The sequence below is a fragment of the Gluconobacter sp. P1D12_c genome, assembly GCF_018812105.1.
Taxonomy (GTDB): domain Bacteria; phylum Pseudomonadota; class Alphaproteobacteria; order Acetobacterales; family Acetobacteraceae; genus Gluconobacter; species Gluconobacter oxydans_A.
The window spans coordinates 1-381 of record NZ_JACSIQ010000762.1 but is presented as its reverse complement, the minus strand read 5'-3'; the positions used below and the strand labels follow the sequence as shown (position 1 = coordinate 381).

Here is a 381-nt window from a genome sequence, read left to right as displayed (position 1 = left end):
GGTTTTGAGGTCTGCTCTGTGATTCCATTCGTCCGGTTCTGACTGAGGGAATGACGCTATGAAGCAGCTTGGTTTCTTTGATGTTGAAGAGCGTTTGACTCGCTTGAGCGGGCTTGGTGATGAGCTCGAAGCATTTTCCCGGACTGTGGATTTTGAAGTGTTCCGTCCTGATCTGGAGAAGGCACTGGCCTATTCAGATGGAAGCAARGGCGGRCGACCGCCATTTGATCCGGTGCTGATGTTCAAAATYCTGGTSATCCAGACGTTGAACACTTTGTCTGATGAACGGACAGAGTATCTGATCAACGACCGCCTGTCGTTCATGCGCTTTCTGGGATTGGGGCTGTCGGACCGCGTGCCGGATGCCAAAACGGTCTGGCT

1 protein-coding gene is annotated in these 381 nt (G+C 52.3%); it reads left to right on the top strand.

Going from position 1 to position 381, the window contains the following annotated elements; genetic code table 11:
- Positions 1-58: 58 nt before the first annotated feature.
- Positions 59-381: transposase (locus KP705_RS19085; protein WP_215765446.1), on the top strand; the 323-nt coding region annotated here is incomplete at its 3' end.